Source organism: Flavobacterium sp., assembly GCF_044341265.1.
Classification (GTDB): domain Bacteria; phylum Bacteroidota; class Bacteroidia; order Flavobacteriales; family Flavobacteriaceae; genus Flavobacterium.
This window is the reverse complement of the sequence record NZ_JBIISA010000012.1, coordinates 24,876-38,395: the sequence shown is the minus strand read 5'-3', so window position 1 is coordinate 38,395 and position 13,520 is coordinate 24,876. Positions and strand designations below refer to the sequence as shown.

13 protein-coding genes are annotated in these 13,520 nt (G+C 30.1%); 11 read left to right on the top strand and 2 right to left on the bottom strand.

Translation table 11 applies throughout. From position 1 onward, the window contains the following. Positions 1–133: 133 nt before the first annotated feature. From ACIQ06_RS07885 to aroA, 10 genes are all read left to right on the top strand, one after another. Positions 134–961 carry a prephenate dehydratase gene (locus ACIQ06_RS07885; protein WP_396145203.1) on the top strand — a complete coding sequence of 276 codons (828 nt, stop codon included), beginning with the start codon at positions 134–136 and terminating at the stop codon, positions 959–961. Between the two features lie 80 nt (positions 962–1,041). Beyond that, positions 1,042–2,184, top strand: a complete 1,143-nt coding sequence (locus ACIQ06_RS07880; protein WP_396145201.1) for a pyridoxal phosphate-dependent aminotransferase — start codon at positions 1,042–1,044, stop codon at positions 2,182–2,184. Between the two features lie 2 nt (positions 2,185–2,186). Then, a complete protein-coding gene (locus tag ACIQ06_RS07875; protein ID WP_396145199.1) occupies positions 2,187–3,026 on the top strand; it encodes a prephenate dehydrogenase in 840 nt (279 codons plus the stop codon). Positions 3,027–3,096: 70 nt separating this feature from the next. Further along, entirely contained in the window at positions 3,097–4,182 is a 1,086-nt protein-coding gene (locus ACIQ06_RS07870) for a chorismate mutase (RefSeq protein WP_396145197.1), read from the top strand. A gap of 46 nt (positions 4,183–4,228) precedes the next feature. Next, complete coding sequence (locus ACIQ06_RS07865) at positions 4,229–4,747, top strand: hypothetical protein (protein WP_396145195.1); 519 nt, start codon at positions 4,229–4,231, stop codon at positions 4,745–4,747. 168 nt (positions 4,748–4,915) lie between these two features. Beyond that, positions 4,916–5,896 (top strand): ribosome small subunit-dependent GTPase A, encoded by a 981-nt coding sequence (rsgA, locus tag ACIQ06_RS07860; RefSeq protein ID WP_396145193.1) that lies wholly within the window; start codon positions 4,916–4,918, stop codon positions 5,894–5,896. 69 nt (positions 5,897–5,965) lie between these two features. Beyond that, on the top strand, positions 5,966–6,418 hold the full coding sequence (gene dtd, locus ACIQ06_RS07855) for a D-aminoacyl-tRNA deacylase (protein ID WP_396145191.1): 453 nt from the start codon (positions 5,966–5,968) through the stop codon (positions 6,416–6,418). A 1-nt stretch (position 6,419) separates the two neighbouring features. Further along, positions 6,420–6,746, top strand: coding sequence for a nucleotide pyrophosphohydrolase (locus ACIQ06_RS07850; protein ID WP_288110994.1), 327 nt, complete (start codon positions 6,420–6,422; stop codon positions 6,744–6,746). Between the two features lie 30 nt (positions 6,747–6,776). Further along, entirely contained in the window at positions 6,777–7,139 is a 363-nt protein-coding gene (locus tag ACIQ06_RS07845; RefSeq protein ID WP_396145188.1) for a four helix bundle protein, read from the top strand. Then, complete coding sequence (gene aroA, locus ACIQ06_RS07840) at positions 7,136–8,383, top strand: 3-phosphoshikimate 1-carboxyvinyltransferase (protein WP_396145185.1); 1,248 nt, start codon at positions 7,136–7,138, stop codon at positions 8,381–8,383. Before ACIQ06_RS07845 ends, aroA begins: the two co-directional genes overlap by 4 nt. Here aroA and ACIQ06_RS07835 read toward each other — a convergent pair whose 3' ends face one another. Together ACIQ06_RS07835 and ACIQ06_RS07830 are read right to left on the bottom strand one after the other, a co-directional pair. After that, on the bottom strand, positions 8,384–9,124 hold the full coding sequence (locus ACIQ06_RS07835; RefSeq protein ID WP_396145183.1) for a LytR/AlgR family response regulator transcription factor: 741 nt from the start codon (positions 9,122–9,124) through the stop codon (positions 8,384–8,386). It lies immediately after the preceding gene. Between the two features lie 6 nt (positions 9,125–9,130). Further along, the gene (locus ACIQ06_RS07830; protein ID WP_396145181.1) at positions 9,131–12,001 is read right to left on the bottom strand and encodes a histidine kinase; all 2,871 of its coding nucleotides are present in this window, start codon (positions 11,999–12,001) and stop codon (positions 9,131–9,133) included. 181 nt (positions 12,002–12,182) lie between these two features. On the opposite strand from ACIQ06_RS07830, the gene ACIQ06_RS07825 reads away from it, so the two are divergent. Next, positions 12,183–13,520 (top strand): LamG-like jellyroll fold domain-containing protein, encoded by a 1,338-nt coding sequence (locus ACIQ06_RS07825; protein ID WP_396145178.1) that lies wholly within the window; start codon positions 12,183–12,185, stop codon positions 13,518–13,520.

Below are 13,520 nucleotides of genomic sequence, written 5' to 3'. Positions count from 1 at the left end.
ATATTATAACAATTTTTCTTATTTCTTCTTTTGGAAGAGACAGGGATTGTTATTGTGTTATGTAAAAAAGTAATTTATATAGAAAACATAAATAGTAATCCCGATGCAAATCGGGATTTTTTTTTTGACTAAAATGAAAGAAAAAATAGCCATACAAGGAATTAAAGGATCATTTCATCATCAAGTTGCATTAGAATATTTTCAAGAAAATGTTGCTATTGATGAATGTTTGTCATTTGAAGCACTTGCGGATAGTTTGATTAACAATCAATCGCAACTAGCCGTTATGGCAATTGAGAATTCTATTGCGGGTTCAATAATTCCAAATTACGCCATAATTGACAAGAATAATTTTCACATTATTGGCGAATATTATTTAGATATTATTCAGAATTTAATGGTTTTAAACGGACAAAATTTAGAAGAAATTCAAGAAGTTCATTCCCATCCAATGGCGTTGTTACAATGTATGGATTTCTTAAAAAAGCATCCAAATATCAAATTAGTTGAAGACAAAGATACTGCCGAAACAGCAAGAAGAATTCATCAAAATCAATTAAAAAATATTGCTGCAATAGGAAGTAAAGTCGCAGCAGAATTATACGATTTAACCATAATCGCGCCAGAAATTCAAACGGTTAACAATAATATGACACGTTTTTTTATCATTAGTAAAGAAAAGGGTCAAGTAAATAAAGAAGAAATCAATAAAGCATCCATAAAGTTTGAGTTAGACGACACACCAGGAAGTTTGGCAACGGTTTTAAATGTCATGACCAATTGCAAATTAAATCTAACCAAAATCCAATCGATGCCCATAATTGAAACACCTTTTCAATATTCATTTTTTGTGGATGTAGTTTTTGAAAAGTACAAACATTATGAAAAAGCTGTTAAAGTTTTAGAAATAATGACCAATCAATTCAAGGTTTTAGGAGAATACAAGAATAAAAAACAATAACAAAAAGCAATTTCAAAATTCAATTAGTGAAATTTTAAAAAGTATGAATTCGTGAAAATTTGTGCAATTCGTGTTAAAATATGATTACAACAGCAAAAAGACTAGAAACCGTTCAAGAATACTACTTCTCAAGAAAATTGAAAGAGGTAAGACAACTCATGTCAGAAGGAAAACCAATCATCAATATGGGAATAGGAAGTCCCGATTTGGCGCCACATTCGTCGGTAATTGAAGCCATTCAAAATGCTATGTTTGATGAAAAAGCACATGAGTATCAAAGCTATCAAGGTTTGCCAGAATTACGTCAAGGTTTTGCTGATTTTTATAAGAACAATTTCAGCGTAGAATTAAATTCAAATACAGAAATTCTGCCATTAATGGGTTCGAAAGAAGGAATTATGCATATTTCATTAGCGTTTTTAAACGAAGGCGATGAGGTTTTAATTCCGAATCCGGGCTATCCAACTTATGCTTCGGTGACAGAATTGGTTCAGGCAAAAGCAGTTTATTACGATTTAAAAGAGGAAAATAATTGGCAACCCGATTTTGAAGCTTTAGAAAAATCCGATTTATCAAAAGTAAAACTGATGTGGGTTTCCTATCCACACATGCCAACAGGTGCCAACGGAACTTTAGAACTGTATCAAAAATTAATTGATTTTGGAAGAAAACACAACATTTTAATTGTGAATGATAATCCGTATAGTTTTGTTTTGAATGACAATCCGCTGTCCATTTTTCAAATTGAAGGTTCAAAAGATATTGCATTAGAATTAAATTCGTTAAGCAAAACATTCAATATGGCAGGTTGGCGAGTCGGAATGGTTTTAGGAAATGCAACTTTAATTGATGCTGTTCTAAAAGTAAAAAGCAACATGGATTCGGGAATGTTTTATGGAATTCAAAAAGGTGCCATTGCAGCATTAAAATTAGGAAAAGATTGGTTTGAAAGTCAGAATGAAATTTACACCAAAAGAAGAAATTTGATTTTTGAATTAGCAGAAAAAATGAATTGTACTTTCGATAAAAACGCTGTAGGAATGTTCGTGTGGGCAAAATTACCAGCCGGAATTCAATCGGAAGAATTCATAAATAATTTATTATACGAAAAACATATTTTTCTAACACCAGGAACCATTTTTGGTAGTAATGGCCAAGGTTTCATACGATTTTCACTATGCGTAAAAGAGGAAAATATTGTAGAAGCAATAAAAAGATTTTAGTTATGAAAATATACATAATCGGAACAGGATTAATCGGCGGTTCGATGGCATTGGACATCAAATCAATTTATGATGATGCCACAATTTTCGGAATTGATGCCAATGAGAAACATCTTGAAGAAGCATTAAATCTCGGAATAATCGACCAAAAAGCAACTGAAAATGATTTAATTAACGCAGATTTAGTAATCGTTGCTGTGCCAGTTGATGTTGCTTTAGTAATTTTGCCTGAGATTTTGAATAAAATTGGAGAACAATCCTTGGTTTTTGATGTTGGTTCAACCAAAAATCCAATTTGTGAAGCAATTGAAAATCATCCAAAAAGAAGAAATTTCATGGCTTGTCATCCAATTGCAGGAACAGAATTTTCAGGACCAAAAGCAGCAATTAAAGGTTTGTATGAAGGTAAAACAAACATCATTTGTGAAGTAGAAAAAACAACTTTCAAATTGCAAGAAAAAGCAATGGATTTGTTCAAAAAACTCGGAATGCGCATTCGATATATGGATCCAAAATCGCATGATAAACATATCGCTTATGTTTCACATTTGTCGCATATAAGTTCTTTCATGCTAGGAAAAACTGTTATTGAAAAAGAAAAAGATGAACAAGATATTTTTGACATGGCAGGTTCCGGATTTGAAAGTACGGTTCGTTTAGCCAAAAGTTCACCGGCAATGTGGACGCCAATTTTTAAACAAAACAAAAAACAAGTGATAAAATCGTTAGAAGAATACATTCAGAATTTATCTAATTTCAAGAAATTGTTAGAAGATGATAATTACGAAGAAGTTTATAACGAAATGCAAAACACGAATAGAATTAAAGAAATTTTAAAATAAATAGTTGTGAGTTGTCTGTTTTCGGTTTCATAACTGACAACAAACAACTGACAACCGACAACAAAAGAAAATGGAAAATAAAAAAGAAATGAGAACGTGGTTAAATAATTTCAATTTACCACATCCACTAGTAATCGCTGGACCTTGTAGCGCTGAGACCGAGGAACAAGTTTTGAAAATTGCACGTGAATTGAAGGATTCTAAAGTTTCAGTTTATAGAGCTGGAATTTGGAAACCAAGAACGCGTCCTGGTGGATTTGAAGGTGTGGGTGAAATCGGACTAAAATGGTTGCAAAAAGCAAAAGCAGAAACTGGTTTATTAATGGCTACAGAAGTAGCAACTGCTGCTCACGTGAAATTAGCTTTAGAACATGATATTGATGTGTTATGGATTGGTGCACGTACAACAGTAAATCCGTTTGCTGTTCAAGAAATTGCCGATGCTTTGCAAAATACTGATAAAATTGTATTGGTGAAAAACCCTGTAAATCCTGATTTGGCTTTATGGATTGGTGGTGTGGAACGTTTATACAATGCCAATATCAAGAATCTTGGAGTGATTCACAGAGGATTTTCTACTTATGAAAAAACAAAATATCGTAACAATCCTGAATGGCAAATTGCTATTGATTTTCAGAATAAATTTCCAGATATACCATTGATTATTGATCCATCACATATTACTGGAAATCGCGACATGATTTTTCAAGTTACGCAAGAAGCATTGGATTTGAATTATGACGGAATGATAATCGAAACACATATTGACCCAGATAACGCATGGAGTGACGCTGCACAACAAGTTACACCAACGCGTTTGAAACAGATAATTTTTGATTTAACCATCAGAAAAGAAACCGATGATGCTGATGAATATCAAACTAGATTAGCAAAATTGAGAAGTAAAATAGATGAATTTGATGCTAAATTATTAGATGTTATCGGAAAAAGAATGAAAGTTTCTGAAGATATTGGAGCTCTAAAAAAAGAGAAAAATGTAGCTGTTTTACAAAACAAACGTTGGAACGAAATTCTAGAAAAAATGGTAAATGACGGAAGTCAAAAAGGATTGAGCGAAGAATTTATCATTCAATTTTTCAAAGCCATTCACCAAGAGAGTATAACGCATCAGGAGAAAATATTTAATCAATTGTGATTTTTTTATTATCATTGCAAAATTAAACCTCTAATTATTTTAAATTATGAAAAAATTATTTTTATTTATGCTATTTTTTAGTGTTACTGCTTTTGCTCAAGTGGACAAAATTTACAAACACAATGGAGAAATTGTGAATGGAAAAGTAATAAAACTAGAAGAATATACTATCGTTTTCAAATATGATGGTGAAGATGCAGAAAACACTTTGAGTAAGTATGCAATTGAGAAAATTGTTTATGGAAAATCTGGTCGAGTTGAAGAAGTAACAGAAAAAATAGTTGTTAGTAGTGAAGACGATTGGGAAAAAGTAGTTATTCTTGAAGACAAAGCCTATATATCAGGATTGATAAAAGAAGGCGAAGTTAGAGGAAAAACAGGATTAATTAACTATCATACTGGGAATACTGGTGATAAAAAAGCGGAGAAAAAATTAAAAATGGCAGCTGCAGCAATGGGGTGTCCATTCATTTTACAAACTGCGGATAAATCAACCGTTGGAGGAACATCAAATGGGCTTGGCGGATCACAAGCAATTAAAAAAGGTGTTGCTTACAAGTATTAAACTATTAAAATTTAATTAAAACCGTTTATTAATTTAAACGGTTTTTTTGTTTAAAGTAAAATGGTAATGATAAAAGACTTCTAAACTCTTTTTTCTACTTTTGTGGATAATTAAGATTTAAGTTTTAGTAATTGTCTGAAATCTGAAATCTGAAATCTGAAATCTGAAATGACAGGACTAGTTTATAAATCTACAGGAAGTTGGTACACCGTTAAATCTTTACAAGGAGATTTTATGGAATGTCGTATAAAAGGTAAATTCCGAATCAAAGGTATTAAAAGTACTAATCCTATTGCGGTTGGAGATATTGTAGATTATGAACTTGACGAATCTTCAGACACTACAACAGGAGTAATAAATAACATTCACGATAGAAAAAATTATATTGTTAGAAAATCAGTGAATTTGTCTCATCAAATGCACATCATTGCTTCCAATTTAGATTATGTTTTTCTGTTAATTACTATTCATAATCCGCCTACAACTTTCAATTTTATTGATAGATTTTTAGTTACAGCAGAAGCTTATGGTATTGAAACAATTTTGGTTTTTAATAAAATTGATACTTTAGACGAAACAACGTTAGATGAACAATTATATATGCAACATGTTTACCAACAAATTGGATATAAATGTTTGCGGGTTTCTGCTAAAGAAAGTAAAGGTATTGAGGAACTAAAAGAACTAATGATTGGAAAAACTACAATGTTTTCTGGACATTCAGGAGTAGGTAAATCAACACTAGTAAATGCATTAGAACCAAGTTTACACTTAAAAACAAAAACTATTTCTGAACAAAGTATGCAAGGTCAACATACAACCACTTTTGCAGAAATGTATGATTTATCTTTTGGAGCAAAAATAATTGATACACCAGGAATCAAAGGTTTCGGAATTGTTGATATGGAAAAAGAGGAAATCAGTGGTTATTTTCCTGAATTTTTCAAACTAAAAGACCAATGCAAATTTAATAATTGTTTGCACAAAGAAGAACCAAAATGCGCCATCAAAGATGCATTAGAAAAAGATGAAATCTCTTGGACACGCTACAATAGTTATCTAAAAATATTAGAAGGTGATGACGAAAATTACCGAACCGATATATACAATGAAGATAGAATTGCAAGTGATGAAACTAGAAACAAGTAAGCAGTTTTCAGTCGCAGTTTTCAGAAATTTCAAAAATCTAAATTCGTTAATCTTCAATCGTTAATAATAATGAAAGCAGTAATCCAAAGAGTTTCCCATTCTTCTGTAACAATCGATAACAAAATTGTAGCCGAAATCCAAAAAGGATTATTGATTCTAATCGGAATTGAAGAAGCAGATTCAAGCGAAGATATCGAATGGCTAACTTCAAAAATTGCAAATCTTCGTATTTTTGGAGATGAGAATGATGTAATGAATTTATCGCTAAAAGATATCGATGGTGATGTAATTATTGTTAGTCAATTTACTCTTCATGCCTTAACCAAAAAAGGAAATCGACCATCATACATTAAAGCAGCAAAACCCGAAATTGCTATTCCAATTTACGAAAATTTCATTTCTCAAATGGAACTAGAAATTGGAAAAAAAGTACAAACCGGACAGTTTGGTGCGGATATGAAAGTAGCACTTATAAACGATGGTCCAGTGACAATAATTATTGATACAAAAAATAAAGAGTAACATGAACCTAAAAAACTCCCAACTAGAAGTCGACAACTGGATTAAAAACCACGGTGTTCGTTATTTTAATGAATTAACCAATATGGCACAACTTACTGAGGAAGTAGGTGAAGTGGCACGAATTATTGCACGTCGCTACGGAGAACAATCCGAAAAAGAAAGTGATAAAAACAAAGACTTAGGCGAAGAACTTGCAGATGTGGTTTTCGTAGTCTTATGTCTTGCCAATCAAACAGGAATTGACCTTCAAGCTGCTTTTGATAAAAAAATGGATTTGAAAACCAATCGTGATCACGACAGACATCATAATAATGAGAAACTGAAATAATTGTGAATGGTAAATGGTGAATTGTAAATTATGAGTGAAAATGTAATTAAAACCAAATCATTTAGCTTTGCTTTACGTATTGTTAAACTTTATCAGTTTTTATGTTCTGACAAAAAAGAATACGTTTTGAGTAAGCAATTATTAAGAAGCGGAACAGCAATAGGTGCTTTGGTTAGAGAATCAGAACAAGCAGAAAGCAAATTAGATTTTATACATAAATTAGCAATAGCTCAAAAAGAGGCTAATGAATCTGATTATTGGTTAGAATTATTATATCAATCAGAATATTTAAATGAAACTCAATTCCAATCATTGAAATCAGACATTGTTGAAATTAATAAAATTTTAGCATCAATTATTATTACTACTAAACAAAAAATAGGAAAAAAATGAACCTATTGTTAAATTCACAATTCACAATTCACAATTCACAATTAAAGTTAACAGGTTCCAAATCGGAAACCAACAGGTTATTATTGCTGCAAGCTTTGTATCCAAATATTTCATTAGAAAACACCTCAAATTCAGATGATTCAGATGTGATGAATAAAGCATTAAATTCACAATTCACAACTCACAATTCAAAATTAATAGACGTTCATCACGCTGGAACAGCCATGCGATTTCTTACAGCTTTTTTTGCTACTCAAGAAGGAAAAGAAGTTGTGCTAACTGGTTCTTCTAGAATGAAAGAACGTCCAATTAAGATTTTGGTTGAAGCACTTAAACAACTTGGAGCAGAAATAACTTATGAAGAGAATGAGGGATTTCCTCCAATAAAAATTCAAGGAAAAAAATTAACGAAAAGTAAAGTTTCACTTCCAGCAAATGTTAGTAGTCAATACATATCAGCATTATTACTAATCGCACCAAAACTAGAAAACAGATTAGAATTGACCTTAGAAGGAGAAATTACATCTATTCCATATATCAAAATGACTTTAGCATTACTAAATGAAATTGATGTAGAAACATCTTTTATTGAAAATGTAATTTCAGTCAAACCTACAACCTACAACCTACAACCTACAACACTAATAATAGAATCCGATTGGTCATCAGCGTCTTATTGGTATTCTATTGTCGCACTTTCAGAAATTGGAACACAAATCATACTTTCAAGTTACAAACAAAATAGTCTTCAAGGCGATTCAGCATTAGTAGAAATCTATAAAAACTTTGGAGTGGAAACGATTTTTAATAATGATAATTCCATAACTATTTCAAAAGATAAAAACCCGAAACTTGCAATCTTTAACTCGCAACTAAACAACTCTCCAGACATTGCACAAACCATTGCAGTAACTTGTTTTGGATTAGGAATTGGCTGCAATCTAACAGGCTTGCACACACTAAAAATTAAAGAAACCGATAGATTAGAAGCGTTAAAAACAGAACTTTCTAAGTTAGGAGCAAACATTTCTGTGACTGATGATTCTCTAACAATCCAACAATCTAATACTCTAAATTCTAATATAGCAATTGCAACCTATCAAGATCATAGAATGGCAATGGCATTTGCACCTTTAGCCCTAAAAACGTCATTAATTATTCAAGATGCAGAAGTAGTTTCTAAATCGTATCCAACTTTTTGGGAAGATTTGAAAAGCATTGGTTTTCAGTTAGAAGAAGTGTAATTAACGTTTTACAATTTTAATTCGTTCCATAATTAAACTACTTTTTTCTGAAGAAATTGGAATAGAATTGCCGTTTTTCATATCCAACCAGCCACCATCCGATTTATTGAACGAAACAACTTCATCAAAATTGACAATATAAGATTTATGAGTTCTTAAAAAACGCTTGTCTTTTAATAAAATTTCTTCAAAATTTTTCAGATTACGACTTACCATATGTTTGCTTTTATCTTGCATGTAAATTTCTGAATAAGAACCTTCACCTTTGATATAAACAATGTCTGAAATTTTTATAAGTATCAAGGTATTTCCTGATGGAACAGCAATTTTTTCAAAGAACTCGTTTAGAATATTTTCAGCTAATGCTTTAAATTGAAGTGATTTTTGACGTTCCATTCTTGAAATAGCATTTATTAATTCTTCAGGAATGATTGGTTTTAAAAGATAATCTAAAGCAGATAGTTTAAATGCTTGTATAGCATACTCATTGTAAGCAGTTGTGAAAATTATTGAAAAATTGATTTCTTTTTCATCAAAAAAATCAACCAATTCCAATCCACTATGTCCGGGCATTTCAATATCAAGAAGTACTAAATCCGGATTGAATTTGCGGATTGCTTTTACTCCTTCAGGTAAATTTTCGCATTCAGCAACAAGTTCAACTTCAGGACAATATTCTTGTAGAAGTAGTGAAAGCGATACACGAGCTCTTTTTTCATCATCAATTATAATAGCCTTCATAATATATTAATTTATTGGAATTTCAATAACAACAGTTGTTCCTAATGATTGTTGACTTTGGTTCATCTTATCAATGAAATCAATTGTTATTTTGTTTTTATTATTCTTGTTTAATAGGTCAATTCTGTTTTGCATGGCGTTAGTTGCAAACGAATTATGATTTTTATTTTTTATAGCATTTAATTCAGCACTTTTTTGTCTTCCAATACCATTATCATCGATTTCTATTTTTATTTTATCGCCATCTTTAGAAAAAGTAATTAATAGTTTTTTCAAACCATTTTTGTGAAGTAATCCGTGTTTAACAGCATTTTCTATATAAGGTTGCAACAACATAGAGGGAATTTTGTGCTCTAAATCGGAAATATTTTCGGTATTAATTTCGTATTCAAAATCCTTATCAAATCTTGCTTTTTCAATATCTAGATACAAACTCATAGTAGTAATTTCTTCATTGATAGAAATAAATTCTTTTTCAGTCATTTCTAAAATATTTCTAGTAAGAGAAGAAAACTTAGATAAATAATTAACCGCTTGCTTTTTATCATTTGCTAAAATATAGGATTGAATCGTGTTTAAAGCATTATAAAAGAAATGCGGATTCATTTGCGATTTTATAGCTTTTAAAGTAGATAAATTTAAATTTTTTTCCAATTCATTTTTTTCTAAAAGCATTTGATTTTGTTTCTCAATTTTTCTAATTTGATACTTGTAAAAAGAAAAGAAAAGCAATAAAAATAAAAGACTTGAAATAAAAATAAAGAAATTACTCAACCAAAAAGGTTTTTTAATTTCAAACTTTATTTGCTGAAAATCTATTTTTTGGTTGTTGTAATTTAAAGCTAATAGAATTGTATAATTTCCAGATGATAAGGCAGAAAGTTTTAAGTTTTTGGTAGCTGCATCAAGTATTTTCCAGTCAGAATCATTTATTTTGTAGGATACAGAATAACTTTCGTTAGGAATAAATGAAAGTGTTGAAAAGTTAATACTAATATCATTTTCATCGGGTTGCAATACTAAAAATTTATTAAGTTCTCTTTGCTTTCCATTAACTTGAATTTCGTTTATGAATAGTTTTGGTTTTGGATAATTGCCAATTTCTTTTCTGTTTTTAATTACAATTCCTTTAGAAGTAGCAAAAAAAAGTTTGTTGTTTTTTAAAATTACATCTGTGGCTTCAATGTCACTGCTTAAAGACAAAACCTTTTGAACTTCACCCGAAATAAAATTAAATTCATAAACGCCATGAGAAGCAAATAAATAGCAATATTGATTGCAAATAAAAAATTTATTGAAATTCTCGTTAGATAAAAAATAGGGTAATTTTAATGGTGAAACTTCATTAGATGAATTTATGACATACATTTTTTCAGAAGTTGAAAGCCCATATATTTGGTCTTTATATTTTTGAATTTTAATTAAATGTAATGTTTTGTTTTTGTATTTTATTTCTTCGTTTTTTCCATCATTTGTGACAGCTATTAATCCGTTATTTGTAGCGTAATAAATTGTTTTATTTGCAGCATTGTACTCTGTTGATTTTCCATTTACTCTTTTTATTAACATGGATTGTCCAAAGCCAGAAAACTCCTTAGATTTATTTTTATTGAAAATAATGTCCCAATCACTTTTTAAATTTTCATCTACAAAAAAGAGTCCAGAAATTCCGCTAGCTGCAAATGAAAAATATTTATGGTCTACTTTTTTAACATCTTTAATAGCAACAGCATAGTCACTTATTATTTTGTTATTCTTTAAAATGTTGAATTTAAAAGAAGTAAAAAAGAGATTATTAGTTATGGTATCAGCAAAAATTTGACCTGTAGCATGATTGTTTTCCGTTTCAAAAACTTTTTCTGTTACAAGTTTTTTTAAATTCAATTTGTAAACTAAATCTTTCTCTGCTCCAATATAAATTTCGTTTTTACCAAGAGATAATGTTAACGGTCTTGGTTGTATGTCAATGTAATTATTTTCGAAATCTTCAATAAATAAAACTCCTTTATTTAATGTTGAAATCCAATAATTTTTGTGATTATCTCTAAAAAGGTAAGAGATATTTTGGTCTGCAAAATAGGTGATAGTTTCTTTAGAGTCTAAATCATTTTTGATAATTCCATTGGTAGTGCAAATCCAAATAGTGTTATTTATAATGGAAGTATTTTGATTAAAATTTGTAGAAATATTAAGGGTATTCCTTGAGAATTTATTGTCTTTAAAACTATAATAAATATTGTTTGATTTTGAATTTATAATTAATTTATGGTCCCAATAGTTCATAATTGAACCATTAATTTCGTCATAAAATGCATCAGGTAATATATGTTTAGTGTACTTTTTCGAATCACTAAATTCATACAAATAGGCTCCTAAAATATAAAACTTCTCTTTTGTAGCATATGAAAAACTAATCTCTTTATCAGAAATATCAATTTTAGATTTTACTTTAAGTGTTTTCAAATCATAAACTAAAACCATGTTAGGTTGTAACAAAAACAATTCATCTTTGATTATTCCAAATCTAAAGTATCCGAGAGAGGTTGGCTGTTTCAATGATTTTAGTACATTTTTTTCTACATAATATAAATAGCCATCAAAATTGGAATACCAAATTCTACCAAAACCATCTTCTGCTAGACAAGAACCTGATTTAGAAGTTTGTTCATCAGAAGTAAATGTTTTAAATGTAGAACCATCATAACGACAAATTCCTTTCCCAGTAGCAAACCACATAAATCCTTTACTATCTTGAAAAATATCGTAAACACTATTAGAAGGTAAACCAGAAGTTTTATCAATAGAAACATAAAACGGATTTTGACAAAAGCCAAAAAGCGAGAAAAAGAAAATTAATACTATGTAAATGTGTTTCAACTTCTATTGAATTTAAACAAATGTAATAAATACGAAACTAAATTTAAAGATGAGTTTACCAAACCTTGTTTTTGATTTACGAAGAAAGATGTGGTTAACTGAAAAGCTTATTTGGTAAACTGCTTCATTTTAAGGTAGATAATCGAAATACTTTTGACAAAACTTTATAAAACAACTTATTATGAAAACAAAATTACTAATATTGTTATTATTCGCCTTCTTGTATGGAAATGCCCAAATAAATTTTTCTGAAGGATTTGAATCGGGTACATTTCCTTCTGGCTGGATGAATAATAATTTTTCTATAAACAACACAAGTTCTTGTTCGGGAACTTACGGTTGTACCTTTACCACATTTGGAGCAGGCTCTGGAGCAGAAGTTTCATCTCCAACTTACGTTTCAAATGGCGGTTCAATTTCAGTTTCATGTGATTATAAGAGAAACAGCAGTGCTGGAAGTGGTATTCTATATCTTCAATATTATAATTTCACTACAAGTTCATGGGTGAATATTTCAGTAGTTTCAACCGATTCAACGATTTGTACTACTGTTTCAGGTACAATTCCAGCAGGTACAATTCCAGCTGGAAATAATGTAGCGTTTAAAGTTTACTTGTATGCATCCAATAACAATGCTATGATTTTTAAAATGGATAATTTTACTGCAATAGAAAATGTTCCACAGAGCATTGCTCAATATAATTTTGATAATAGTTACACTAATATTAGTGGGAATGCACCTTTTTCATCAAGCGGAACTACTTTTGATGTTGACCGTCACGGAAATGCAAATGGAGCATTAGTGCTTTTCAATACAGGTTCAACAGCTACTATACCAAATTTACCTTATGGATCAAGTAGTAGAACGATATCAGTTTGGGCAAAGACATTTACTTTAAATACTACAATAAATTATGTATTTCATTATGGAAATGCTGCCAATGGAAATGGATGTGCCTTTAGACCAAGTTCCAATCTTTATTTCGCTAACGGAAGTGCAAGTATTCAACCTAGTGCGACTAGTGTAAATGCAACTTGGTATCATTTTGTATGTACTTATGACGGAATCACTGCAAAAATATACCGAAATGGGACTTTGCTTTCATCAGCGCCTTTAACTTTTAACACAGCAAATAATACTAATATATTTAAACTTGGGTTGTCTGAAGATGGTTTTACAGGTTATTTTAATGGCGCCATCGACGATTTAAAAATTTATAATTACGCATTATCTCAAGCAGACATAACTAGCTTATATAACAACAATTCTTTGAGTTTTGAAAACTTTAATTCAAACAACTTAGAAGTTTCACTTTATCCAAATCCAGTGAATGATATTTTAAATATCGAAACAGCTTTAGAATTAAAATCAATCGAAATTTTCAACATTCAAGGACAAAAAGTAATAGAATCAAATCAAAAGCAAATCAATGTTTCTAATTTGTCTTCAGGAATGTATTTAGTTAGAATTCAAGATTTAGAAAATAATTTAGTAACTAAAAAAGTAATCATTAATTAA

Coding starts and splice junctions, on each gene's coding strand:
- ACIQ06_RS07885 (WP_396145203.1), top strand. CDS start 134: ATGAAAGAAAAAATAGCCATACAAGGAATTAAAGGATCATTTCATCAT.
- ACIQ06_RS07880 (WP_396145201.1), top strand. CDS start 1,042: ATGATTACAACAGCAAAAAGACTAGAAACCGTTCAAGAATACTACTTC.
- ACIQ06_RS07875 (WP_396145199.1), top strand. CDS start 2,187: ATGAAAATATACATAATCGGAACAGGATTAATCGGCGGTTCGATGGCA.
- ACIQ06_RS07870 (WP_396145197.1), top strand. CDS start 3,097: ATGGAAAATAAAAAAGAAATGAGAACGTGGTTAAATAATTTCAATTTA.
- ACIQ06_RS07865 (WP_396145195.1), top strand. CDS start 4,229: ATGAAAAAATTATTTTTATTTATGCTATTTTTTAGTGTTACTGCTTTT.
- rsgA (WP_396145193.1), top strand. CDS start 4,916: ATGACAGGACTAGTTTATAAATCTACAGGAAGTTGGTACACCGTTAAA.
- dtd (WP_396145191.1), top strand. CDS start 5,966: ATGAAAGCAGTAATCCAAAGAGTTTCCCATTCTTCTGTAACAATCGAT.
- ACIQ06_RS07850 (WP_288110994.1), top strand. CDS start 6,420: ATGAACCTAAAAAACTCCCAACTAGAAGTCGACAACTGGATTAAAAAC.
- ACIQ06_RS07845 (WP_396145188.1), top strand. CDS start 6,777: ATGAGTGAAAATGTAATTAAAACCAAATCATTTAGCTTTGCTTTACGT.
- aroA (WP_396145185.1), top strand. CDS start 7,136: ATGAACCTATTGTTAAATTCACAATTCACAATTCACAATTCACAATTA.
- ACIQ06_RS07835 (WP_396145183.1), bottom strand. CDS start 9,124: ATGAAGGCTATTATAATTGATGATGAAAAAAGAGCTCGTGTATCGCTT.
- ACIQ06_RS07825 (WP_396145178.1), top strand. CDS start 12,183: ATGAAAACAAAATTACTAATATTGTTATTATTCGCCTTCTTGTATGGA.